This is a genomic window from Pseudomonas sp. FW507-12TSA, from assembly GCF_058781435.1.
On record NZ_JBYSWT010000043.1, the window covers coordinates 26071 to 50715 of the forward strand.

Sequence of the window (24645 nt, forward strand, 5' to 3'; positions counted from 1 at the left end):
TAGCTGCTTTTCGCTAAGACAGCTAACGGCCAGTAGCGGCCTGTGACCGGAGGTCTCTCTCGGCCGAAAGTAGCGGGCACTGTACGCTGACAAACTAAACTTATGGGCCTAGCAGGCACGGTCAGGTAGGGTTCAGGTTGATGTTGCGCTGAGCGAGCCCTGAGCCTTTATGAACAGCGCGAACAGTTCAGGCTGCGACTTGATGTTGAGTTTGGCGTAGAGATGCCGTCGGTGAACCTTCACCGTCTCGGTAGAGATATCCAGCTTGCGCGCGACTTCCTTGTTTGAGCAGCCGGCCAGCATCAAGCGAACCACATCCACTTCGCGCATCGTCAGCGCTGCGCCTAGGCGCTGCATGAACATCTCCATTCCAGCCTCCTGCGCCATCTGCTCGGCCACGGGTTCTGCAGGCTCTGGTTCGAAGGCCATGCGCTGGCGCATCAAGGCGATTAGCCAAGGGCGGATCAATTCCAACAGGGCGATCTGCTCGGGGGTGAAGCGGAGCTTGCTGCCCAGAGACAGGCAAAGGGTGCTGTCCGCATTCAACTGAACATTGAATTGCACCTCGTCGGCGACCACGTTGTGGGTGAAGTACAGGCGGTAGTAGTCGGTTTGCTCGAAACACTCGGGAGCTACTTCGGCCAGACGCACCAGGCCGCTGCCGGGGTGCTCGCGACAGGCGATGTAGAACGGGTCGAGCAGATACAGGCCCTTGAGGTAGTCGCAGTACAGTGGATCGCTGCTCTCACCCTTATATGGGCTCTCGGCAAATACCCGGGGGCGACCCTGGCTGAACAGCAGGACGACCCAGCTGTCGGCCGGCACGTAGTCCTGCAGCAGGCGACTCAATGCCAGCCAGAAGCCTGGGTGATCGAGGCGCTCGATCAGCTGACCGACAGCGCGGTGCCACGCCAGATCCTGCAGCGTCAGCCCCATGTCTAATACTCCCTGGGTTAGCTAATCCGGGTTATATGAAATTCAAAATGAAAACACATACTTACATCTCCCCTCCGGAAAGTCATGGTGTTCCGGAGCCCACGCCTAATCGCATAACAACAAGGTTTGCTTATGAAACTCGAGCTCGTACAAATGGCCGGCCGCGATGGTGATACTGCCTACAACCTGCAGCGCACGCTGGAAGCCATTGCCTCCTGCCAGGACGACACCGACATTCTGATTTTTCCTGAGTCGCTGATCACCGGTTTCCCCAGTCCGCACAACCTCGCCAGCCTGGCCGAGCCACTGAATGGTCCGAGCCTGAGCACGCTTCAGCAGGCGGTACGCGAGCGCGATATCGCCGTGGTGGTCGGCTTGATCGAGAACGACCAAGGCCACTACTACAACACTAGCGTACTCATCACCCCGGACGGCATCGCCCTGAGCTACCGCAAGACCCACCTGTGGGTCGGTGAAGGCGAGCTGGTGAAGGCCGGCGATCGCTACACCACGGTGGAGTGGCGCGGCGTGCGTATCGGCCTACTGATCTGCTACGACTGCGAGTTCCCAGAGAGCGCTCGCGCCCTCGCCGAACTGGGTGCCGAGCTACTTCTGATCACGGACGGCAACATGCAGCCCTATGGCTACGTACACCGCACTGCGGTGGCCGCGCGCGCACAGGAAAACCAGGTATTCGCCGCCATGGTGAACCGGGTAGGCCCAGGTATCGACGAGCTGACCTTTGCTGGCGGTAGCACCGTGGTAGATCCCTTTGGCCACCTGCTGTTCGAGGCGGGCCAGGAAGAGTGTAGGCATAGCCTGCGTCTGGACATGACGCGCATCGCCAGCGCTCGCCAGCTTTACGACTACCAGGTCGACCGACGCTTCACCCTACCCAGCGAACACTGTCGCCATGCCGACGGCCGTCGCGAGCTGCTGATTCCCTCACGCGCCTGATCCTCAGGTCCTCGAATAAGAACACGTCAAGGAATCACCATGCATTGCAAACCTTTGCTCACCCTCAGCCTGGTCGGTTTGCTCTCCGGCCTGGGTCACGCGCAAGCAGATACGCCCAGCGTGCATCTGTATAACTGGTCCGACTTCATTGCCCCGGAAACGCCTAGAGAGTTCAAGCAGGAAACCGGCATCGCCCCCATCCTCGATGTGTTCGATGACGCCGAAGTGATGGAAAGCAAGCTCATGGCCGGGCGCAGCGGCTATGACGTGGTGGTGGTGTCGGACGATCTGCTGCCCAACTTTGCTAAAGCCGGGCTGCTGCAGGAGCTGGATCGCTCGCAGCTCGCCAACTGGTCCCACCTGGCCCCGAACATGATGCGCAAACTGGAGGTCAACGATCCCGGTAACCGCTACTCGATTCCCTACATGTGGGGCACCACAGGCATCGGCTACAACATCGACAAGGTCCGCGAACTGCTCGGCAACAACGCGCCGGTCGACTCCTGGGATCTGATCTTTAAGAAGGACAACATCGCCAAGCTCAGCCAGTGCGGCGTTGCCATGCTCGATGCGCCGGTCGAGATCATCCCCATCGCCCTGCATTACCTGGGGCTGCCCAGCAACAGCAAGAACCCAGACGACTACCAGCGGGCTGAGGCGCTGCTGCACGAGATCCGTCCCTACATTCGCTATTTCAACTCTGCGAAGTTCGGCACCGACCTTGCCAATGGTGATATCTGCGTCGTGGTGGGCTGGGGTGGATCGGTCTACAGCGCCAAGCTCAACGCCGAGAACGCCCACAACGGCGTCAACCTGGCCTACAGCATCCCGCGCGAGGGCGCGCCCCTGTGGATCAACACCCTGGTGGTCCTCAAGGACGCCCCCAATCCGCAGCCTGCCTACAAATTTATCGACTACATGCTGCGCCCTGAGATCATCGCCAAGAACTCCAACTACGTCGGCTACCCAAACGGAAATCAGGCTGCCACTGCGCTAGTTGATGAACATTTGCGCAACGACCCAATGTTGTATCCACCGCAGTCAGTCATGGACAACCTGTTTCCCCTGGAAACTCTGCCATTGAAGCTGGAGCGTGTACGAACCCGCACTTGGAGCAGGATCAAGAACGACACTTGATGGAGCAAAACAACATCTTGAGATCTGAGTGAGCTTGCTCATCTGCTCGGTAGGTCTGATGAAAGCCTCGGCAATGCTGAGGCTTTTGTACTAGCCTTCGTAGGTCACCATCTGCGCCTGAATCTATTAGAAGCAAGCAGCAGGTGGTCGATAACCCCCGCCTTCGTTTGTCTGCTTGTGGCCCATAGCTGCCCTTCGCCAAGGGCAGCTAAGGGCTGATTTCTGCCGGTAAAGGCCACCCTGTTCTGGTGAAGCTCGTGTAATTACGCAATTGAACAATGCTGAGATATTTTAGGGCAAATTTAGGGCAAAACGGGGGCCGCTGTAGTCCGTTTTAGGCTGTTCATGAAGGCTCAATATCCTGTAAATTCGGGCCTGCACCGGCCTACTGGTCAACAGGAAGGGGTTCGAATCCCTATCCTCACTACCCTGGTTTGCAGTTGCCGAACTGGTTGCTGACAAGGGAGGCGGGGCTGTGGGGCAAAAATGGGGCAATCTGTACGCCAATCAATGCCATCTAATGCCAAGCAAGCCTATATCCAGCTGCTTCGAAAAAGCCCTACAGCCCTTGTTCTTCGGGACTGTGGGGCTTTTTGCGTTAATACCCGAGCACAATCGGCATGTGATTAATTCTATGCAATTTATCTGAAGCTATAGAGTGATTGTCTCATCCGATTCAATATCATTAGGGATATAGTCTTCATCCTTGATACTGGTCGTGGTCTCCAGTTGCGCTCCAACTAATTTATCTAATCGACGCTCGATGATGCGAACCACCCTTGGGTCGGAGACTTCATACAAAAATGATGGCTTGCCTCCAGATTCGCCGGGGATCGCTCCGCTTTGACGAACCAGACCTGCATCTGTCCATTTAGTAATTTTATTTCTTGCCCCTTGAGACCCAATTTTGAACGTGAACTGCACATCTTTATTCAAGAAAGATGTTTTGCCAAGGCGGTATAGTTGATGCAGCGTGTCTTTCTTGTACCATGTTTGAATGGTGTCATTAGCGTACTTGTCTTGAGCTCGCTCAACAGAAATCTGATCAATTCTTGGCGGCGCTTCTTCACCCCGGGCATCATGCTCACGGAATAATGTATCCATTAAACGGATCAGTTCACGTGGTGAGCCCAATGATAGCTGGCTCAAACTACTGAAGATGGCGGATGTATCAAGACTTTTCTCAAAAATCCCCGAGAATTCAATGCTACCCTTTGAAAAGAATTCTATTCTTCGGTCTAGCATTTGTTTTAACTGTTCTGCTGTCCAAGCAATTTTGGCATTGGCAATTTTGTCGAGGCGAATCTTAAGTTTTTCATTGAAGTGATCTTCGACCTTGCGCCATACAAAGAACAACCATGAAAAACCATCAACCTCCAGTAGCTGGATGTTGGCTAGAAGAGGGTGAAGTAAGCGCGCAGTTGCTTCAACCGAATTGTCTGTTTCGCTAGTCTCGTCAAGCTTATCTACAAGAACGCATACGCCAGAGAATCCGAAAATTCTGCAAAGTTCAACCAGTTTAGTAAGGATTGCCTTTGCAGTATTCGAGGACTCTCCCATCAAGCTTGCTAAAATTTGTTCAGTTGGAGCTTGAATATCTAATTTTTCATCAACTTTATTTCTTATGAAAGCCTGTATGGCTTCCGAGAAGACAGAGCTGACGGAACCCCAACGTTTTTTAATCCAAATTTTGCTTTTAGTACTCCAGGCACTACCAAGTAATATGAAAGCTTCCGATGTGGAAGTTACTCTGTCCATTTCCGGAACGGATAAATATATGGCCTCAAGCAAGGCTAGAATCAAAGCATTGTCGTGCTTGTCTAGTTCTTTTAAGCGTGTCTCTCTATCCTCATCCTCAAGAGATGAAAGCCAGGCAAACAACTGCTCAATAATGAAAAATCCTGCCAGAGAACATATATCTTTATCTGTCAGTTGGCCACGTTTGAATTTAGGAAGAATCTGTGCGTAGTCAGTAAGGTTGACAATAAAAGGTTGGTCGGCCAGAAAGTTTTTGGAGGCAGCTTCCCAGGCCTCTTTATATACAGTTAGCCGAGTTGCACTTTTACCTGCTCCACGGTCGCCAAACAAGATGAAAGAGCTCAGCCCATGGGAGCGCTGTGAAATCGTTTCTAGGTAGGGAGGCCGGACCGCATAGGCAGCAATGTTGGGTTCCTTTTCAGCGTTGTAGTGTTCGAAAGGATTGCCTGTTAAGCCCAAGCTTTGCGCGATATTCATGTAGCTTCCGTCCGTTGGATGAGGGGGCAAATTAGCATTAGTGCCGGGTAGAGCGGAAGAGCAAAAGGAAAGAGCCGGCTCGGCATCATCCGAAAGCCATACATCCCTTCAGTCTTGTTCTCCTAGTATCCATGTTGGCACTTTTCAGGCCAGGCCGCTGCTCATTCCCCCTTCCTCAGCCTGCATCAGCCCGCATCAGCAGAAATCGAGATGCAGAGGATCGGCTATTTTTTGAGGTGGGGGAGAGAGGTAGAGGGGTAGGTGTTCACTTGGTGGGATCTTGAGATTGATGAGCGTCTGGTACCAGTCTGGCGTTTCTTTTATTGGACATACTCTGATCGAAACTTGATCAAATTGCCGGTGCTTACGCTTCTCTGCTTAATTTTTGCTACAGCAAAGATGCTGATGTATTTAACTATCTGAAATTTAAGTATTTTTATTGATGATGTGCCCGATCCATCATCGGTGCAACGCTAAACCGCCGGGACAGCGTAGGGCTTGAGTTTACTGGGGTTGTAGCTGAATTCTGGACCATTTTGCTCTACGTGTTTCCGGTGTGTTTTGGGGCGTTTCTTGGCCTTCTGTAGTACGAGGATCCCTTCCGGGGCTGGTACGTAGCACGTCGGATATGGCGACTATCCGGGCAAGAAAACTGGCAGATGGGAAGCTGAGCTATACCGCTCGGATCCGCATCAAACGAAATGGACTGCAAGTTTACCAAGAGAGCCAGGTCTTCGCCTGTAAACAGCTTGTCCAGGCCCGGATACGCAGGCAGGCAAGCTGCACAGGCTTCGATTCAGCACTCTCGTCGTAGGACCTGTACCAGTCGTTCAGCCACCAGGGTTTCTACCGTGCCTTCGCTGGCGCCTGCTGCAAAAGCGGCGCAGCAAGCCGATGTGTTGCCATCGCCGATTCGATAAACCGCGATCACGCTGCCTGGTCCGCAGCCTGTGTGCCCGCCAAGCAAGAAACCGCCCTCGATTGAGCCCTGCATAAGACCCAGGCCATAGCCGGCCTCGATCCATGGTCGCCCTGGAATCGGGCCGCCCAATGTTCGAACTGTCTGCATTTCCTGAAGCAGGTTCGCTGAGAACAGCTGCCCGCAGAGCAAGCGATCCAACAATAGCGCCGCTTGCGAAATCGGCCCGATCAGCAGGCCGTGATAGACCCAGGCGGGGTCATAGTTCGACGTGTTTCCTGCTGCCGTTGCCTGTAGGTCCGCTGCTGTTTTAGCGAAACGGACATTCGTCACTCCCAGGGGCGCCAGTACGCGTTGAGTCACCGCATCGCCCAGTTCAAGGTCGGTCACCCGCTCAATCAGCCTGCCCACCAACAGATAGCCAAGGTTCGAGTATCGCCAATGGGTGCCCGGAGCGTATCGGAGTCGAGCCCCGTCAAGGCGTTGCAGCATTTCCGCCGCTGGCCAAGCTGGTTCATTGTTGGCTACGGCGGCGTGATACTCCGCCAGCTCGCCATAGTCGGCCAGACCTGCTTCATGTCGTAGTAGCTGGCGTAATGTGAAGGCTCGCTCGGGAACAGGGGCGTCCAGCTGCAACAGCCCGTCACGTACCAACGACAGGGCGGTCGCCGCCAGGACTGTCTTGGTGAAGCTCCACCAGGGGGCGATCAGCTCCGGGCCATCAGGCGTTGCTGGCTTACCATTTGCTATGAGCGAGCTGAACATGGATTTCCTTGGTGTTGAGCGGTTCGACAAAATACCCCATGCACGTTCATTCCCCGAAGACCCGCGATCCAGACAGGCGCTGGCAACGGACAAGCGATCAAGCCCATTCTCGATATACGCTAACGGCAATTGGCTAGCATGGACGCGGCGTTGTGGCTGAGCCAAAGTTCCGAGGTTTTCCCCTACGCCACATGCACATGGAGTGAATGTCATGCCTTCGATCAAGCTCGCCAGCCTCGCCATCGCCGTCCTGGCTCTTACGGCCTGCGCCGTGCCTGGCAAAACCAGCAACCAGGACAATGAGGTCAAGCTCGCCGCGCAACGGTTGATTGGCCAACCGGCCAAGAAAGCCTTCGAGTTGTTCGGCAAACCCGACCAGGGCATGGGGCCTTCATCCTACGGCAGTGGTGGTTTCTATGCCTGGAACCGGGTGCAGACCCACTTGGGGCCCGACAAGGTGTTCGTACAGACCGGTACCGAGTATGTCGGCCAGCGCGAGACCTTGGTTGGTGTCGGCGGCCAGGGTGTCAGCGGTGTGATGCCGGTGAGCAGCGAGGCCGTCTATCGCAAGACGGGGTACTACGAGAACCAGACCGTGCTGGACTACTTCTGCAGCATCACCCTGTATACCGACAGCAAGAACATCATCACCGACGCCAGTGTGATCGATTGCCAGGATCGCAAGCTCTAGTTCCGATACGCATCGCCCAGAAGTATCAGCCCTGGGCACCTGCTCCGAGCCCAGTCAGCCAGCTTTGCAGAGAGCGCCGTATCGCCAGTCCATTCGCGCCTGGCAGCTCCGGTGCCTGGGCGCGTTTCGCCTTGCCTTGCCTGCGCAAGGGCTTGGGCGAGCGTTACAAGCGCTGGTAGGCCTTCCCCCATCTACAATCGATACCAGCCTTCACCATGCCTGGTCACGACGGTGCCTTGGCCAGGACCAGCCTCGCTCACTGGAAGATCGCCGGGTGCGCCAGTTCGAAGCGTTTCGTCCATGAATTGGCTTCTCGAAACAGCAGGGTATCGTCCAGTGGTTCGCGAAAGGCCAGTGCCTGCTCCATGAGCCAGGGAATATCCGCTGTATTTTCGCAGAGGAATACTCCCGAAACATCCCGGCGGCTGGTCATTTCTCCGAACGCACTGCTGACCACCGGCAAACCCAGCGCCCGGTACTCGTAATACTTGATCGGATCGACGAAGCGAGTGAGATCGTTGCGCTTGAAGGGGATCAGCCCGACAGCGAATTCGGTCATGGCTTGCAGCGCATCGGCGTGGGACAGCGCCGGCAAAAGACGGATGTTGGTCGCCAGGGAGGTTGGCGCAGCGCCATATCGAGGGCCGATCAAACGTACTTCGGCATCAGGAAAGGCCAGCGCCAGAGCCTGCACGAAATCCCAGTCGAACCATTTGGCCAAGGTTCCGACATAACCGAATACGGGCGCAGCCACCGCGCTACCGGAGCGACGCAGCCCCAGGGCTGGCAAGCGTTCGGTGGCGCAGGCATTGAGCAGCAATTGCGTGTGGACCCTTTGTCCTTGCCAATAGCGCTGCAAAGCCGAGCAGGAAGCCAGGGTGATGTCCACGGCCCGGGCGGTTTCATGTTGGTGGCGGCGCATGGTACGGCGCGACCAGCCTCGGTAGAAGGCCGGTACGTTATCCATGACATCGTAGAAGCTGCTGTCGAAAACCGGCTCGCGCAACAACTGCAGGGCCAGCCTGGAGGGCTTGCCTATACCCAGCAGCGTGGTGCCCTGGGCGAAATCTCGCACCTGGCGCACCAGATCGCGCCAGAGCAGGCTGTTCAACCAACCCGATCCGGGCAGCGGCTCTATCGGCAGGGCCCGCGGACTGGCCAGTGTCAGCCAGGCGGGCTGCGGCTCATGCGGCCCTTGGGGCGGGCGTTGGCCGAACAGGTCGCTGATTCCCGGCAGGCGTGTGGGATAAGGTTCGATCCATAGCACCTGGGCCTGGGTCGCCGCATGAAATTGGCGGACCAGTTCATGGGGACGCTGGGCAAAACTGTGCCAACTGACGGGCGAAAGGTAGACCAGCCTCATGATTTCTCCCGGGACACATGGGGTACCCAGGAGCGTTCCCACTTGGCTTCGTAAAGCGCCTTGTTGCGATTGAACAGTTGCTGGCGTTGGCCTTCGGGCATCCGATCGAACGACGCGGACAAGTGGTGGTGGATGAACACGTCCTCGGCGAAAGCACAAGACAACCCGATCTGCTCCACCCGTCGGCAATAATCGTCATCTTCGAAGAATCCCAGTCCGAAGGCCTCGTCCAGCGGGCCAACGCGCAGGTAGGTCGAGCGCGACAGCATCACGGCGAAGAAACCCAGGGTAGCGCAGGGCACCAATTGGCCGATGTGGCGCCAGGTGTATTGTCGAGCACGAGCAGGCATGTGCCCGAGGGTCCGGTAGCCGATGTCGATCCTGGCCTCGTTGCCGATGTTGTTAGTCACCGGCCCGACCAGGCCAACCCCGGGATTGCGTTGCAGGTGCCGGCGCAGGCTCTGGGCCCAGCCGCAGGTGACCTGGGTATCGTTATTGAGCAGTGCCAGGTACTCGCCCCGGGCTTTGGCCAGGCCCAGGTTGTTGGCGGCGGCGAAGCCCAGGTTTCTGGTATTGAGGATCAGCTGGTGCCCGCCGCTGGCGGCCCACTGTCGCAGGAACTCGACGCTGCCATCGCTGGAGGCATTGTCGACGACGATGAGCTCCAGTTCCCGGCCCGAAGGATCGGCGTCCAGGCTGGCCAGGCAGTCACGGGTGAAGGCGAGGTTATTGCACGTCACCACGATCACGCTGATCAACGGTTGTGGCGGGGACCTCTCGGCCAGGGCCAGCAGCGCTCGTACTCTGTGGGTCCAGGTCTGTTGCCGGGCGAAGTCCTGGCGTTGCCGAGCCGCCTCGGCCGGTTCGGGCTCGTCCAGGGCTTGGGCTATGGCGGTGATGAAGGACTGCGCATCCCCGGCGATTCTCACCAAAGGGGTAAATTCATGCAGTTCGGGCAGGTCCACCGCGACTACCGGCTTGCCTGCGCTCAGGTACTCATAGACCTTCACCGGGTTGGTGGCCAGGGTCAGCGCCTGGATCCGAAATGGCAGGATGCACACGTCGAACGCATGCAGATAGGCGGACAGTTGTGCATAGGGGATTTCGCCGGCCAGCCTGACATTGGCGTGGCTGCGCAGTCGTGAGCCGACCTTTGCCGTGTCTGCGCCGATCAACAGCACCGTGCAATCGGCGAAGGCCTGGGCGATGGTCGATACCAGGTGCACGTCGAACCACTCGGCCAGCGCCCCGTAATAACCGATCACCTTGCGACCGCTTGGGTCCCGGTGGCAGTGACGGGGAGCCTTGGAGAAATACTCGAAGTCGGCAGCGTTGCGTAGCAGGGCCTGTGGGCTATCGGCAAGGGGCGGACACTGTTGCTTCCAGTGTTGCGCGAGCCACGCCGAGGCGAACAGGGTCAGCTGCGCTTCGTCCAGCAGTTGCCGCTCCAGTGGCAGCAATCCAAGGGCGTTGTTGCCGAAGCCCTGATGATGGTCCATGCAGTCATAGACCAGGCGATTGTTGGGCAGCAGCCTGGCTACCGGAAACCAGAACGGGTGCTGGACCAGCGAAACCACCCTTGGTGCGTCCACCCAGCCGAGGAACTCACCCAGGCTGCGGCACAGCTGCCGGATCGTCCCGGCATCGGGCGGGGCCTGGTAGATCACCGGCGCCTTGCAGGCGAACAGCTGTACCTCGAACAGCCGGCCCTGGCGATCCAAGGAGCGTACGCTGAAGCCATCACGCAGGTCGTCTTCCAGGCTGGCTGCGATATAGAACACCCGCCGCCCTGCAAGGCTCAGGCCATGGGCCAACTGTTGTGGGCGTTGATAACGCAAATCCCAGTCGATGGCGCCCCACACCAGATAGTCGGGCAATTGCGTCGGTGCTGCCGGTACCACGCCTGGCGCCGGGACGAACGGCCGATTTGCCTGCTGGTAGCGGCGCAGCGCGCGCCAGGCTGGCAGCCAGGCGCTACGGTACAAGCGTCGAACCAGGGCCTTGGCCGGCGTCGGTAGCGGCAAGCGCTGGTAGGCACTGCGCAGGTGCTTGAGCAGCTCGGCTGTGGGTTGGCTCATTACCAGGCTCTCGTCACGGACGATCTCAACGGCTGGTGTCCCAGGGTTTCGGAGTCGCGGCGACGATCACGAAATCGCTGTGCAGCGTGCCCGATTCGATCAAGCCGTCCTCGATGTCGAAGAGCATTTGCAGGATCCGCATTGCCTGCGGATCGTCATCCCGGAAGTTACCGGCAATGCCATGCAGCAAGAATTGCAGCAGGGTGCCGCCACAAGGGTTAAAGGCACGGATATCGAAATGCTCCTGGACCACCCGCAGGATGTCCTGGGAACGCACGGCTTCCGAAGGGTCGACCTTCACCACCTCCAGTGGATCGGGCAGTGGCACCTGGTTTTGCACCTGGCCATAGGAACCCTGGACGAAGGAATACCGCATCGAGGGCGGAATCAGGGCGAAGGCATGGCTGATGGCCGCGCACTGGGTTTCGTCGAAGGCGAAGTGATTGGCGCCGACGTACTCGTTGAGAAACAGCCAGCCGTCGGGCTTCAGCGCCTGGCGAACATTGGCGCAGACGCTTTCCAGTTCACGGATGTGGTGCATCGAGCCGTTGAACCAGACCGCGTCGTAATGGGCGCTGGGTAGCTCCGTACGCTCGACATCGAGCAACTGGTAGTCGATGCTCCCGGCGCCCAGGAATGCCGCTTGGGCCCTGGCGGTGTCCAGGGCCGCGGGCGCGATGTCCAGGGCGTCGCAGTGCTGGAATGCCTTGAGGTTGTACAGGTCGCGCTCCAGGTCCCCGGTACCGCAGCCGACACTGAGCATGCGGGCCACGGGCAGGCGGTCGCCGAAAAAGGTGTCCAGGCAGTAGGACACCCAATAATCATGGCCGCTGCCTGCGGTAGCCTTCTGCTGGTGGCGTCGCTGGATGGCCGGCACCGCACGCCAGTAGACGTCTGCGGAAAACGGGTCCGAGCCAGCCTGGTTCCGGGACCAGTGTTCAGCGGTCCGGGCCTTGCGCCGCTGCTCTTCGGTTTCGTTGTCCACAGCGGTGGAGGAGGGCGCGACCGGTCCACTGAGTTTGTTGATGATGTTCTTCAGCACGCTTGGCCTCTTGTTCTGATTGGAGCCGATTGATGGGTTCAGTCGGTGATCCTTGATTTCGGAGCGTCCGCTTCCATTTCCCGGTGTCGTGGGCTGTGAGGCTTCCAGGTGCCCCACTTGCTTTCGAAATAGGCCTGGTTCCTGTCCCACAAGCGCTGGTACTCGCCGGTCGGGATCAGGGCCTTGAACGAGGCCTGGCCGTAGTGATGGATGAAGGCGTCCTCGGCGCATACGGTGCGCCAGCCCGCTGTCTGTACCCGGCGGCTGTAGTCATCGTCCTCGAACATGCCGATGCCGAAGGTCTCGTCGAGCCAGCCCACCTGCTCCAGCACCTCGCGGCGCAATGCCACGCAGAACATGGCGAGCATCGGGATATCGAAGCAACGCCCGTGATACTGGCTTGCGCGGCGGTCGGCGAAATCTTCCAGGCCATCGAGTCGCTGGTAGTCGATCCGGACCTTGGCTTCGTTGCCCACCGCATTGGTGGTGGGCCCCACCAGGCCGATCCCGGGGTCGGCCAGGTGGCGCAGCAGGGGCGTCAGCCAACCCCTGGGGACCACGGTGTCGTTGTTGAGCAGTACCAGGTAATCGCCTTGGGCGCGCCGCAGTCCTTGGTTGTTGGCGGCAGCGAACCCGAGATTGCGCGGGTTGAGCACGATGTTCACCCGCGACTCGGTACGGGCCAGGTAGCGCAGATAGTTACGGGTGTCATCACTGGAGGCGTTGTCGACGATGATCAGTTCGAGGTTGGGATAGGCGCTGTTATCCAGCAGGCTGTCGACACAGCCTCGGGTCAGCTGGACATTGTTGTAGGTGACGACCACCACCGAGACCTTCGGATACAGGGCCACCAGCGCGTCGCGGGTGCCCTCGAAGCGGTGCCGCCAGTCGTTGGCCCTGGCCAGTTCGATGCGCCGCTCCCAGCGCTGGGGGTCGGTTTCCTCCAGGGCCTTTTCGATCTGGGTCACGAAGCCTGGAGCTCCTTCGGCGAAGTACAGGTAGGGCGCGTAGAGCTGCATTTCCAGGAGCGGCACAGAGACTACCGGCTTGCCGGCGCTGATGAATTCGTAGAATTTCACCGGGTCCACGGCATGGGTCACGTTGTACAGGCGGAACGGAATGATGCAGACGTCGAACCGATACAGGTACTGCGGCATCTGGGTGTAGGGCTGGCGCCCAGTCAGGTGTACGTTGGGCAGTCGCTCGAGGCCGGCGAGGTCGTTGACGAATACATCGCCGACCAGCACCAGGTTCCATTTTGGCCGTTGCCGGGCGATGGCCGCGATCAGTTCCAGGTCGACCCATTCGGCCAGTGCGCCATAGAAACCAATCACCGGCCCTGGCAGATCGGCGAGCAAGGCATTGGGCGTGCAATGGCGGGCGAAGAATTCGAAGTCCACGCCGTTGCGCACCAGCACGCACCGGTGGCAGCGGCTGGCCCATTTGTCATACAGCACCGAAGCGGTGACGGTGACCAGGTCGGCTTGTTCCACCAGCACTTGTTCCTCGGCCAGCAACGGGGCGCCGATGTTCGGGAAATCTTGCCATTCGTCCATGCAGTCGTACTGCACCAGCCAACCTCGCTCCTGACGCAGGTGCAAGGCCAGGCGAGTCCAGTAGGGCAGGTGGACCACTGACACGGCAGTCTTGATTCGGAAGTCGGCGACCAGGTCCTGCAAGGCCTCGAGGTTGCTGCGCAGGTTGCCCGAGGTGATGCAGGTGGCGTAGGGATCCTGGGATGAGTGCCCGCGCAGGTGCACCTCGTAGACTCTCGGAGCCACTTCCCGTACCTGATATGGCTGTCCCGGCGTGGGGGCCAGGACGATATAGAACACCCGGTAGCCATGGGCGGCGAACTGCGTCATCAACTGCTGGGGGCGCTGGAACCTGGCTGACCAGTCGATATTGGCAAAGCACAGCAGGTCGAATGGCCCCTGGCTGTCCGGCGTCGTCGGTTGCGCGTCAACAGGGGGTGGCAAGGGTTCGAGCGCAGGCCTGGTTGGCAGCAACCGTGGGGCTGGCGCGATGGGGAGCGGATATTCGCTGCCACTGCCGACGGCCCCGTGACGCAGCAGTTGCAGGAGCATCCGCAGTGGGCGGGTCAGGCGCCAGGAGCGCGAGCGCCGCATATGCTCGATATGTGCCAGGGCGGCATCGCGCTCGACGATCGCCTGGGCATGTTCTTGTGCTGGCACTGGCGACGATCCTGGCTTATTCATGCTGGCTCACATAGGTGTGCAGGGGCGTCTGGTCATCCGCTGGCCACATGGAGCTCTGCGACCCGGGTCGGTAGAAGGTCACGGTCATGCTGCGTCGCGAGGTCCGGCAACTGTCCACCACCGGCGAGACCGCATGCCATGAGCTTTGGCTCCGTACCAGGAGCGCCGAGCTGCCCACCAGTGGCGGGATTACCGCGACGACGTCTTGCGGGTCCGCCGAGCGCAGAATGTTCAGGCAACCGCCATCCTCGACGCTCCACGTATCGTTGAAGTAGAGGATGTGGGTCACCAGCTTGTCGTCCAGGTCCAGGTGTGGGCCCAGGCAAGCCTGGGGGCCGTAATGGAAGACGTTGACCTCCATCGGCGCCGTACGCAGGTCCATGTCGGCCAGCATCGACAAGGCCAGGCGATAGGCTGGCCGGGTCAGTTCGGTGGCCAGTTGCAACCAGCTCGGACTCAGGCCCTGGGCGTGGACTATACGTCCGGTGCCCAACTCCACCAGTTGTCTTGCCTGGTATTCGTAGTCCTTTTCCCCGCCATAGCCGTATACCCGCTTGAACGCATCGTGGGGGTAGCTGGCCGCCAGCGTGGCGGCATCATCGGCCGAGTACAGGCCATCGATCCGGCCCCAGCGAAAGGGCTGCTGGTGCAACGGTTGGTGGGCGAGCATCTTCAGGTCCAGCAGCATGTTCTTCCTCCTTGAATCCATGTCATGTGCGACGCAGTGTTGCGGTGCCACGCAAGGAGCCGGGGCCACGGCCAGTCCCATTCGACGTGGGACTGGTCCGTGGCGGGCCATTGTCATTCCTGAAACTGTTGCAACTGTCGCATTTGCCGGCGCAGCTCATCGAGTTCGGCGCGCTGGCGCAGACACTCCTCACGCCAGTCCTGTTGTTGACCTTCCAGCAGGTTGGGCAGGTCTTGCCAGAGCCGGTTCATCCATTGGCGGGTAGGACGGCGACCTTGACGGATCAGCTCGGCGACCCTGTCCCAGTGTTCGCGCAGCTGCTCCCTGGCCGCTTCCAGGCGAGGGCAGGGGGACCGGCGTCGCAGGCGTTCGAGGAACCACTCCAGGGCAATGGGCTCGCCGTTCGGCAGCGGGTAGATGCCCTGGTAGTCGAGCAGGGCGGTGTACTTGCCCGTGTGCAGACTGGCCGAACAGAAGATGGGGACACCGAAAGCCAGGGCGCTGATCGCCAGGTGATAGCTGTGGCCGATCACGCCTTCGGCATGTCCGAGAATTTCCGCCAGCAACAGTGGCTCTGGCCAGTAGGGCAGGGTCACCGCTCGCGGCAGATCGTCGCCGAGGATCGATTCATGGTCGCCCAGCACCGGACCTATGGGCAGCAGCAAGAGTTGCCACTGCTCCAGGTCGGTACCTTGGGTTTTCCACAATTGCAGGAAGTTCTCCAGGCCGGCGATCGTGTGCACCACCAGGTATCGACGGCCCAGGCCGGCCTGTTCGCACAATTGGCGGTACTCGGCCGAGGGCTGTTGCAGGTCGATGAGGTTGGCCAGGCCGAAGGCGGTATCCGGCAGCACCTCGACCTGTGCCTGTTCGCTGAGTGCCGACAAGGCTTCCCGGGACAGGGCGTCGCGTACCCGTACATGGGGACTGAGCTCAAGGGACAGTCGGAGCAGCGGTCGGGCCCAGGACGGGATCTCGTTGCAATGCATGCCCGGGGCATTCCAGATCAGCGGCACATCGTGTTGCAGGGCCAGCAGGGCAGGGGACAGCCAGTAACCGGTGGGGTGATGGATCTGCGGGGTTGGCGGGTAGTAGCCGACGGCCACCAACTTGTCGAAGCGAACGATGAAGCCGCCGCCAATCAACACCCCATCCAGGGAGTCCACCAACTCGGGCAGCTCGCTTACTGAAGTCACGTCGTAGGGCCACTGCGGGGTGCGGCGTTGGTGATAAGAGAAGGGACGCAGTTGCACTGCCCCCAGGCGCGACTGCAGTTCGCGCTCGGCGATGATGGGGAACAGCAGGTCGCCGTAGTTGGCAACATCGAAGGTGCCGAGGATCGCTACCCGCCAAGGTTTATCCGCTGAGCGGGGGGCTGCTCCGGCGATATTCGGCTGCTCCGGCTCGACCGTTCGGATATCCAGGTCGACGAGGCCGAGAAAATGCTTGTCCCCCGGCAAGATATCGAAGGCCAGGGGCGCGACCTGTTTTTCGATCAGTTGGGACGTCTCCTCGGTTTCCCCATTCATCAGCTTGAGGGTGACGTGATAGCGCCCGGGCGCCAGGTTGGCGGCAAATTTCAAGCGTGTGCTGGTGCTGCACCAGCCTTGCTGCGGGGCCTGGCATGCCAAGGCCACATTGGCTCCTGCGACCACCAGCAGCCGTGCCTCCTGCACAGTCAGGCTGAGATTGGGACGTGCGACCTGGTCGCTGACCAGGGCCTGGACTTCGATCTCCACCGGGTCGCCATGGACAAAGCTGCAGTATGAGGTCCCCGTGGCACTGAACAGCGCCGAAGCGATCTGGCCTTCGTGGGTACCGAAGGCGATGCCCTGGTCTTGGGCGAGTGCAGGTTTGCTGGTGACCTGGATCGCACCATCACTGGCCCAGCGTCGCTGCTCGTCGCGCATATCCAGCAAATAGAGTTCGGCCATTTCCTCAGGTGCACCACTGGCCCGGACTTCGCCGTTGCGCAGGTACAGGACCCGGTTGCAGAAGCGCTTGACCATGCTCATGTCGTGGGACACGAACAACAGCGTGGTGCCCTGGTGGGTCAGGCGTTCGAGGCGTTCCAGGCACTTGAACTGGAACGAGGCATCGCCGACGGCCAGAGCTTCGTCGACGATCAGGATGTCCGGTTCGACGCACACCGAGACGGCGAACGCCAGGCGCACCAGCATGCCGCTGGAATAGGTCTTGGTAGGTTGGTCGATGAACTCGCCAATGTTGGCGAAGGCCACTATCTCTTCGAAGCGCGCTTCTGTTTCCTCGCGAGTGAGGCCCAACACCGCAGCGTTGAGATAGACATTCTCGCGGCCAGTGAACTCCGGGTTGAACCCCGAGCCCAGCTCCAGCAGGGCGGCGATTCGTCCATGGCGGGTCACGCTGCCCGAGGACGCGCTGACGATGCCGCAGATCAATTGCAGCAGGGTCGATTTACCGCTGCCGTTGCGGCCGATGATGCCCAGGCTCTCACCTTTGCGCACCTCCAGCGAGACATCCTTGACCGCCCAGAACGAGCGATAACGCTGCCTGCCGTTGGGTAACAGTATCTGCAGCAGGCGATCCCTGGGATGGTCGTAGATCTGGTAGCACTTACCCAGGCCCTGGGTCCTGATCGCCAGGTCAGTGCGCATGGGCGCATACCCCCAAATCGGATATGGCGCGATGGTCGATCAGGAGCCATAGCCGCTGCTGGCGCATGGGCCGGAAACTGAAACGCTCGAGTGTGATGCCCCTGGTCAACTTCCACTCCTTGGCGGTCAACTATTCCAGCATCGCGATTTGCCCGATCAGGCGGTGCGGGGAAATGGGTCGATGTGTTGGGTTCGGTACAGTTATTTTTGGAATTGTTTATAGACCAGAATTTCCCACATCGAAGGTGGGGAAATGATTCTTTCTGATAAAGGGAATGATAGTAAAGAGCCATCAGCAAAAATCTCCAGACTGTGGCTGTTTGGCTGGTCGGTCAGTTTGTGTCCGATTGGTTTTGGAGGACTGCATTGGATGGGGGACGTTGTGTGATACTGCGCCACCCCAGCGGCCATCGGCCAAGACGCATGTCGGAAATACTGCCATGGCGTTCTATGCTTCAGGCATTGCCCGGTGCTGCCGATAACCCTCGATGTGCCGGTCCGCTCGCCTCCCTGCCGGTTGTCGCGTGTCTGGCACCGAGGCTGTGCGCAATGTCGGTGTCCGGGCCGGCCAAGACAACAACAAAGGGATTTGCGTCGCAAATCACGCCTTTTCCCGTCAGGACGACCCATTGCCTGTCCCCATATACGATGTAAATGCCCCAGGTGGCACCTTGAAACGCCTGCCCTTGCTCAAGGCGGCGGTAGGTTTCATCTCCATGGTTTTCCTCTGCCTGTGCGGCTTGCTGTACTTGCAACTGGAGCAGTCGTGGCGCCATGACCTGGCCCAGGCCGAGGTCAACTCCACCAACCTGACCCAGGCCATGGCCCAGCAGGCTGAAGACACCTTCATGGAGGCCGACCTGGTGCTGATGAGCCTCTGCGAATGGATCGAGGCGCTGGGCGAGGGGGCGGAGCAACGTCAGCAGCTGCAGAAGATCTTCGCCCGGCGGGTGCTGGCCCTGAGTCAGCTCAGCGGGGTATTCCTCTATGACCGGCAGGGCCAGTGGGTAGTCAGCTCTTTCAACGATTCACCCCATGGCAAGGACGTGGCCGATCGTGACTACTTCCGTTTCCACCAGCAGAACGCTTCGTTGCAGGCCCATATCAGCCCGGCGATCCGCAGTCGTGCCAATGGCGAATGGATCATCCCGATTTCCCGCCGCATCAACGACGAGGCTGGGAACTTCCAGGGCGTGTTGATGGCCGGCATCAAGCTGACCTACTTCGACCAGTTCTTCAAAAGCTTCAATATCGACGAGCAGGGGGCGATGTTCCTCGCGCTCTCCGATGGCACCCTGATCGCCCGGCGGCCATTCGAGGCTCGCCAGGTCGGGGCTTCGCTGTCCCGGGGCGAGATCTTTTCCAAATACCTGCCCGAAGCCCCGGCAGGCAATGCCATGATCACCTCGATCGTCGATGGAGTGCCGCGCCTGTATGGCTATCGCCAGTTGCAGGCGTACCCGTTGGTGGTGGCTGCCGCCAATTCCAAGGATTCGATTCTCAAGGGCTGGTATGCCTCGGCCTACCAGTCGACGGCCATCGTCGCCCTGGTGTTGCTGGGAGTCGGATTGTTCGGCTGGGTCTTCGTCAACCAGGTGCGCAACAACGAACGGATCGAGGCCGACTTGCGCGAGGCACAAGAGGCGCTGGAGGTGATCGCCACCCATGACAGCCTGACCGGCCTGGCCAACCGGCGCTTGTTCGAACGGGCCCTGGTGATCGAGTTCGGCCGAGGGGCCCGGCAGAGTAGTCCGCTGGCCCTGATCATGGTCGATATCGATTACTTCAAGCGCTACAACGATACCTACGGCCACGTTGCCGGCGACCACTGCCTGACGCAGGTGGCCCAGGCGCTGCAAGCCTGCTGCCAGCGCCAGGCCGACCTCGCGGTGCGCTACGGTGGCGAGGAGTTCGCGGTGTTGCTGCCCGATACCGATATCCACGGCGCGGTGGCCATGGCCGAGCAGATCCGCCAGAGCGTCATGGCGCACAACATTCCCCATAGCGGCTCGGCGGCCGGTTGCGTGACGGTCAGCCTGGGTTGCTATGCCTTCGTGCCTAGCGGCCGCGACAGTACCGAGGTGTTCATCGAGCGGGCGGATGCGGCGCTTTATCAGGCCAAGGCCACGGGGCGCAACCGGGTCTCGGCGTTGTCCGCCCAGCCACTGCAGCGTTCCGATCGCTGAGCCTTACCAGGCCTTGCAGAACACCTGGTTGCCATAGCTATTGCCGCCGAACTCATAGCTCGTGACACCCACCGCGTCATAGCCCTGGGCCAGGTAGAAGGCCAGGGCCGGCTGGTTGCCCTCCCAGGCGCAGAGCCACAGGCAGCTGGCGCCACGTCCCCGGGCGAGGTTTTCCGCCTGGCGCAGCAGGGCCTGGCCGATGCCTTGGCGCTGGGCATGGCGCTGGACGTACAAGCGCACCAGTTCCATGCCGTCGGCCAGTTGTTCCAGGGGCGGGCGGGTGCCGCTGGCGGCGAGCTCGGCGAACCCCTGCAGGTGCCCCTCGCGTTCGGCCAGCAGCAGGATTCGCCGGGGATCGGCCAGGCGTTGGCGGAACTGCTCCGGCGCGTAGACGTTCAGGGCCTCCTCGGCCAGGTCGGCACGCATGCCATCCAGGGCGTAGGTATCGAAGAAGACCTGGGTGGCCAGGCCGCCGAGGCACAGGGCGTCCTCGTGGCGAGCATGGCGAAAGGTGAGGGTGGTGGGCATGACTGCATCCTTGTAGTTGATTGCCGGTAGTCAGTGGGTGGCGGATCGCTCGAGCAACTGCTCCAGGTGCTGGCGTACCGCCGGCCATTCGTCGTCAATGATGCTGAAGCGCACGGAGTTGCGCTTGCGGCCATCGGGCATGATGCGTTCGTGGCGCACTATGCCCTCCTGCTGTGCGCCCAGGCGCAGGATCGCCGCGCGGGACTTGTGGTTGATTTCGTCGGTGGTGAACTGCACCCGCACGCAGGCCATGTCCTCGAAGGCATGGCGCAGCATCAGGTACTTGGCTTCGGTATTGACGAAGCTGCGCTGCCAGCGGCTGGCGATCCAGGTACTGCCGATTTCCAGCTTGCGGTTGTGCCGGTCGATCTTCCAGAACCGTGTGCAGCCGATGACCTGGCCAGTGGCGCGCAGCAGGGTGGCGAAGGGCTGCACGCTGCCGGCGGCGCGGCCCTCCAGGGCGCTGGCCAGATAGTGGCCGACCGTGCTGGGTGAGGGCACCACGGTAAAGGGCAGGTTCCACAGTTCGCCGTCCCGGGCCGCTTCGACCAGGGCGTCGGCGTCGCTCTCTTGCAGGGGGCGCAGGATGATCCGCGGGCCTTCCAGTGGGTGCATGGCGGGGGATTCTCCAGGTCTGGGCTGGGCGGTCGGCTATTACAAGACCCCGGACACGGCTTGGCAAGGGCCAATCCGGGACCAATGCGATAAAAAATATCAGCCGAATCGATTGTCGATCCGTGTCTGTTCTGGCTTATACATAAACCCGACATGCAGGGGCTGGCGTTGCTCGAGTGGATCGGCACGCGGATTGCCGGAGCCCTGCGCGACACTCATATCAAGGACCCGTGCATGAGCCAGCCGCACCTGATGAACTTCGACCTCTACCTGCACCGTCTCGGCTACGACCGAGCGCCAGCGCCCACCCTGGAAACCCTGCAGGAGCTGCAGCTGCGCCATGTCTGCCGGTTCACTTTCGAGAGTCTCTCGACCTTGCTGCATGCACCGGTACCCATCGACCTGGCGGCGGTGGAGCGCAAGATCTTGCAGGACGGGCGCGGCGGCTACTGCTATGAGCTCAATCAGCTCTTCCTGGAGCTGCTGCAGCACTTGGGCTACGAGGTCCGGGGCATCACCGGACGGGTAGTGATGGGGGGACCGGAAGATGCGCTCACGCCTCGCAGTCATCGCCTGACGCTGCTGCAACTCGATGGCCGGCGCTATATCGTCGATGTGGGTTTCGGCGGCATGGTGCCGACCGCGCCCTTGCTGCTCGATACCGAGCAGGAGCAGGCCACGCCCCATGAGCCTTATCGCATCATCCGGCGTGACGCCAGCTACATCCTGCGGGCCAAGGTCGCTGATGAATGGCGCGCGATGTACGTGTTCGACCTTCAGGTGCAGGGCGAAGTGGATTACGAAATGGGCAATTGGTACGTCTCCACTCATCCGGCCTCGCCGTTTCTCGGCCAACTGATGGTGGCGCGGATCGGCCCGGGAGTACGCCATACCCTGCACAACCAGAGCTACGCCCTGCATCGCATGGGCCAGCCCAGCGAGCGCCGCCAGATCACCGAGGTCGAGGAACTGAAGAGTCTGCTGCAGGGGGAGTTCGCCTTGCGCCTGCCGGACCATCCAGATCTGCCGCAGGTGCTGGAGCGACTGCTGCAAGCCGAAGTCGTACCCGCATGACGCAGGGCTGAGCAGCACCTGGCGTCGCGCTGTGATGTGCCGCGACTGTGTACAGAATCCAGATGCCGTTGCCTCAGAGGTTGGTCGATCGCGCCCAAGGGCTGATTCGTTTGTCGGATCGGCCCTTTTTTATTGAGCCGCCAGATGAGGCTGGCCAGTCCATGACTTTGCTTGCCCAGGGTTTCGGTGGCCCTGATGCGAGGGCTCTGCAACGGCTTTTTCCCGGTGTGGCCGGGGCATCGACAGGATCGCGAGCAGCAGCCTGGGCGATGGTTTTGCGAGCCGAAGACGCCGGAAAGTTGGCGGATAAACTGTATACAATTCTATGGACAGTTCTCTTTGATGTTGCATACAGTGTGCGCATAACAAAAACAGGGAACCCCAAACCATGACTACCCCTCAGGTTTCACAGCAGCGGCCCGAAGACGAAAACTTGGGTGTTGGCGCGAATATGGCCTACGGCCTGCAACACGTGCTGACCATGTATGGCGGCATCGTCGCGGTGCCGCTGATCATCGGCCAGGCTGCCGGCCTGGCGCCGGCGGAAATCGGCCTGCTGGTCGCCGCCTCGTTGTTCGCCGGGGGGCTGGCCACGTTGCTGCAGACCCTGGGGGTACCGTTCTTCGGCTGCCGCCTGCCGTTGGTGCAGGGGGTGTCCTTCGCGGGTGTGTCGACCATGGTGGCGATCGTGACCAGTGGCGGCGAGGGTGGTTTCCAGTCGGTGCTCGGCGCGGTGATCGCCGCGTCCCTGATCGGGCTGCTGATCACCCCGGTGTTTTCCCGCATCACCAAGTTCTTCCCGCCCCTGGTCACCGGTATCGTCATCACCACCATCGGCCTGACGCTGATGCCCGTGGCGGCGCGTTGGGCCATGGGCGGCAATAGCCGTTCGGCGGATTTTGGCAGCATGTCGAACATCGGCCTGGCTGCCGTCACCCTGGTCCTGGTGCTGCTGCTGAGCAAGGTCGGCAGTGCGGCGATCTCTCGACTCTCGATTCTCCTGGCGATGGTCATCGGCACCGTGGTCGCGGTGTTCCTGGGCATGGCTGACTTTTCCGGAGTGACCCAGGGGCCGATGTTCGGCTTGCCCACGCCGTTCCATTTCGGCATGCCGACCTTCCATCTCGCGGCGATCCTGTCGATGTGCATCGTGGTCATGGTGACCCTGGTGGAAACCTCGGCGGATATCCTCGCGGTAGGGGAGATCATCCATACCAAGGTCGACTCCAAGCGCCTGGGCAATGGCCTGCGGGCCGACATGCTGTCAAGCATGATCGCGCCGATCTTCGGCTCCTTCACCCAGAGCGCCTTCGCCCAGAACGTCGGGCTGGTAGCGGTCACCGGGATCAAGAGTCGCTTCGTGGTGGCCACTGGTGGCCTGTTCCTGGTGATCCTCGGCCTGTTGCCGTTCATGGGGCGGGTCATCGCCGCCGTACCGACCTCGGTGCTTGGCGGGGCCGGCATCGTGCTGTTCGGCACCGTGGCCGCCAGCGGTATCCGAACCTTGTCCAAGGTCGACTACCGCAACAATATGAACCTGATCATCGTCGCTACCTCCATCGGTTTCGGCATGATCCCCATTGCCGCACCGAGCTTCTATGATCATTTCCCCAGCTGGTTCGCAACGATATTCCACTCGGGCATCAGTTCCTCGGCGATCATGGCGATCCTGCTGAACCTGGCGTTCAACCATTTCACCACTGGCAACTCGGACCAGCAGTCGGTGTTCGTCGCCGGTACCGAGCGCAGCCTGCGTTTCCAGGACATCGCCGGCCTGCGGGAGGGGGACTATTTCAGCGGGGGCAAGCTGCATGATGCCGAGGGCAAGGAAGTACCGCTGCTGGCCGATGGTCCGGCGGTCGCGGCAGAAGGCGAAGCGACGCCACCCAGCCATGTTCGTGGCAGCGTCGAAACCACCCATTGAGTGGCTCCGTGGTTACTGACGACCGGCGCCCAGGCGCCGGTTTTTGCTTATTCCAGGTTCTCCAGGGGCGCCAGGGCCTGGAGGACCTCGGGGTCGTCCTTGTATTGCTGGCGCAGTGTCGCCAGTTGGCGATCCACGCCGGTGCAGCTCTCCTTCACCGCCTTTTCAAGCTCGGCCCGGCGCTCGGCGTCATAAGGCTCTTCGCCGGCGAAGTGCTGGCATTCCTCGTGGCGCTGGATCAGGGCGCTGGCGTCGGCCGGCAGTTGGGCGCCGCCGTAGTGCCCTCCCAGTTTCAGGCGCTGCTCCTCGACCCAGCCGCTGTAGTCCTCCCCATCCTTGGCGATGTACATGACCTGGGCCCAACCGTCCTCGGTGGCGGCGTACACCGTCAGGCCATCGCCGGGAATCACGAACAGCTTCTTGTCCATGCAGGCCGCGTGCGGGGCGCTGTGAAAATGCAGGCGCCCGGTGCCGATCACCTTGGCCTCCAGGGGCGGGCGATAGTCGCCGGCTTCCCGGGAGGCTTTTTCGCCCAGGGCGGCGCAGTCCACCGCAGGTTCGGCCAGGGCTGGCAGGGATAAAGGCAACAGCAGGCCGCACAGCGGCAGGAGGCGCAGGGTTCGGTCCATCGCAAAGGTGTCCATGGGCGGGG

At 60.5% G+C, this 24645-nt stretch carries 18 protein-coding genes and 1 pseudogene; 6 read left to right on the top strand and 13 right to left on the bottom strand.

All coding sequences use genetic code 11. The annotated features are described in order from the left end of the window. Window positions 1-132: 132 nt before the first annotated feature. Window positions 133-936 (bottom strand): LuxR C-terminal-related transcriptional regulator, encoded by an 804-nt coding sequence (locus AC3WK8_RS29520; protein WP_103326562.1) that lies wholly within the window; start codon window positions 934-936, stop codon window positions 133-135. A 132-nt stretch (window positions 937-1068) separates the two neighbouring features. On the opposite strand from AC3WK8_RS29520, the gene AC3WK8_RS29525 reads away from it, so the two are divergent. Both AC3WK8_RS29525 and AC3WK8_RS29530 read left to right on the top strand, forming a co-directional pair. Beyond that, window positions 1069-1893, top strand: a complete 825-nt coding sequence (locus AC3WK8_RS29525; RefSeq protein ID WP_103326560.1) for a carbon-nitrogen hydrolase family protein — start codon at window positions 1069-1071, stop codon at window positions 1891-1893. 39 nt (window positions 1894-1932) lie between these two features. Then, window positions 1933-3030 (top strand): polyamine ABC transporter substrate-binding protein, encoded by a 1098-nt coding sequence (locus AC3WK8_RS29530; protein WP_103326558.1) that lies wholly within the window; start codon window positions 1933-1935, stop codon window positions 3028-3030. Window positions 3031-3681: 651 nt separating this feature from the next. On the opposite strand, the gene AC3WK8_RS29535 is transcribed toward AC3WK8_RS29530, so the two are convergent. Together AC3WK8_RS29535 and AC3WK8_RS29540 are read right to left on the bottom strand one after the other, a co-directional pair. Continuing rightward, complete coding sequence (locus AC3WK8_RS29535) at window positions 3682-5265, bottom strand: anti-phage protein (protein WP_178088065.1); 1584 nt, start codon at window positions 5263-5265, stop codon at window positions 3682-3684. 796 nt (window positions 5266-6061) lie between these two features. Next, window positions 6062-6949, bottom strand: coding sequence for a serine hydrolase domain-containing protein (locus AC3WK8_RS29540; RefSeq protein WP_103326556.1), 888 nt, complete (start codon window positions 6947-6949; stop codon window positions 6062-6064). 211 nt (window positions 6950-7160) lie between these two features. Between AC3WK8_RS29540 and AC3WK8_RS29545 the strand changes: the two genes are divergently transcribed. Continuing rightward, complete coding sequence (locus tag AC3WK8_RS29545; protein WP_085599531.1) at window positions 7161-7640, top strand: hypothetical protein; 480 nt, start codon at window positions 7161-7163, stop codon at window positions 7638-7640. 256 nt (window positions 7641-7896) lie between these two features. Here the strand turns inward: AC3WK8_RS29545 and AC3WK8_RS29550 are convergent, their stop codons facing one another. The 7 genes and pseudogenes from AC3WK8_RS29550 to AC3WK8_RS29580 all read right to left on the bottom strand — a co-directional run. After that, window positions 7897-9003 carry a glycosyltransferase family protein gene (locus AC3WK8_RS29550; RefSeq protein WP_103326554.1) on the bottom strand — a complete coding sequence of 369 codons (1107 nt, stop codon included), beginning with the start codon at window positions 9001-9003 and terminating at the stop codon, window positions 7897-7899. Then, window positions 9000-11081 (bottom strand): glycosyltransferase, encoded by a 2082-nt coding sequence (locus AC3WK8_RS29555; RefSeq protein ID WP_103326552.1) that lies wholly within the window; start codon window positions 11079-11081, stop codon window positions 9000-9002. The genes AC3WK8_RS29550 and AC3WK8_RS29555 overlap by 4 nt, the downstream gene beginning before the upstream one ends. 25 nt (window positions 11082-11106) lie before the next feature. After that, on the bottom strand, window positions 11107-12123 hold the full coding sequence (locus AC3WK8_RS29560) for a class I SAM-dependent methyltransferase (protein WP_256592429.1): 1017 nt from the start codon (window positions 12121-12123) through the stop codon (window positions 11107-11109). Between the two features lie 38 nt (window positions 12124-12161). Continuing rightward, a complete protein-coding gene (locus tag AC3WK8_RS29565) occupies window positions 12162-14318 on the bottom strand; it encodes a glycosyltransferase (protein ID WP_256592428.1) in 2157 nt (718 codons plus the stop codon). A 16-nt stretch (window positions 14319-14334) separates the two neighbouring features. Continuing rightward, on the bottom strand, window positions 14335-15027 hold the full coding sequence (locus AC3WK8_RS29570) for a 2OG-Fe(II) oxygenase family protein (protein WP_103326610.1): 693 nt from the start codon (window positions 15025-15027) through the stop codon (window positions 14335-14337). A gap of 116 nt (window positions 15028-15143) precedes the next feature. Continuing rightward, the gene (locus AC3WK8_RS29575) at window positions 15144-16418 is read right to left on the bottom strand and encodes a polysaccharide pyruvyl transferase family protein (protein WP_404942568.1); all 1275 of its coding nucleotides are present in this window, start codon (window positions 16416-16418) and stop codon (window positions 15144-15146) included. After that, window positions 16395-17666: pseudogene (locus AC3WK8_RS29580) on the bottom strand (ABC transporter ATP-binding protein); the annotation flags it as partial. The pseudogene AC3WK8_RS29580 and the gene AC3WK8_RS29575, both read right to left, overlap by 24 nt. Before the next feature lie 629 nt (window positions 17667-18295). On the opposite strand from AC3WK8_RS29580, the gene AC3WK8_RS29585 reads away from it, so the two are divergent. Next, a complete protein-coding gene (locus tag AC3WK8_RS29585; protein WP_085599520.1) occupies window positions 18296-19852 on the top strand; it encodes a GGDEF domain-containing protein in 1557 nt (518 codons plus the stop codon). 3 nt (window positions 19853-19855) lie between these two features. Here the strand turns inward: AC3WK8_RS29585 and AC3WK8_RS29590 are convergent, their stop codons facing one another. Next, window positions 19856-20380, bottom strand: coding sequence for a GNAT family N-acetyltransferase (locus tag AC3WK8_RS29590; protein ID WP_085599518.1), 525 nt, complete (start codon window positions 20378-20380; stop codon window positions 19856-19858). A 30-nt stretch (window positions 20381-20410) separates the two neighbouring features. Continuing rightward, complete coding sequence (locus AC3WK8_RS29595) at window positions 20411-20995, bottom strand: GNAT family N-acetyltransferase (RefSeq protein ID WP_085599516.1); 585 nt, start codon at window positions 20993-20995, stop codon at window positions 20411-20413. Window positions 20996-21229: 234 nt separating this feature from the next. On the opposite strand from AC3WK8_RS29595, the gene AC3WK8_RS29600 reads away from it, so the two are divergent. Further along, the gene (locus AC3WK8_RS29600) at window positions 21230-22069 is read left to right on the top strand and encodes an arylamine N-acetyltransferase family protein (RefSeq protein ID WP_103326608.1); all 840 of its coding nucleotides are present in this window, start codon (window positions 21230-21232) and stop codon (window positions 22067-22069) included. A 388-nt stretch (window positions 22070-22457) separates the two neighbouring features. After that, the gene (locus AC3WK8_RS29605; protein ID WP_085599514.1) at window positions 22458-23993 is read left to right on the top strand and encodes a nucleobase:cation symporter-2 family protein; all 1536 of its coding nucleotides are present in this window, start codon (window positions 22458-22460) and stop codon (window positions 23991-23993) included. 47 nt (window positions 23994-24040) lie between these two features. Here AC3WK8_RS29605 and AC3WK8_RS29610 read toward each other — a convergent pair. After that, the coding region (locus AC3WK8_RS29610) for an SH3 domain-containing protein (RefSeq protein WP_335740013.1) at window positions 24041-24645 on the bottom strand (605 nt) is incomplete at its 5' end.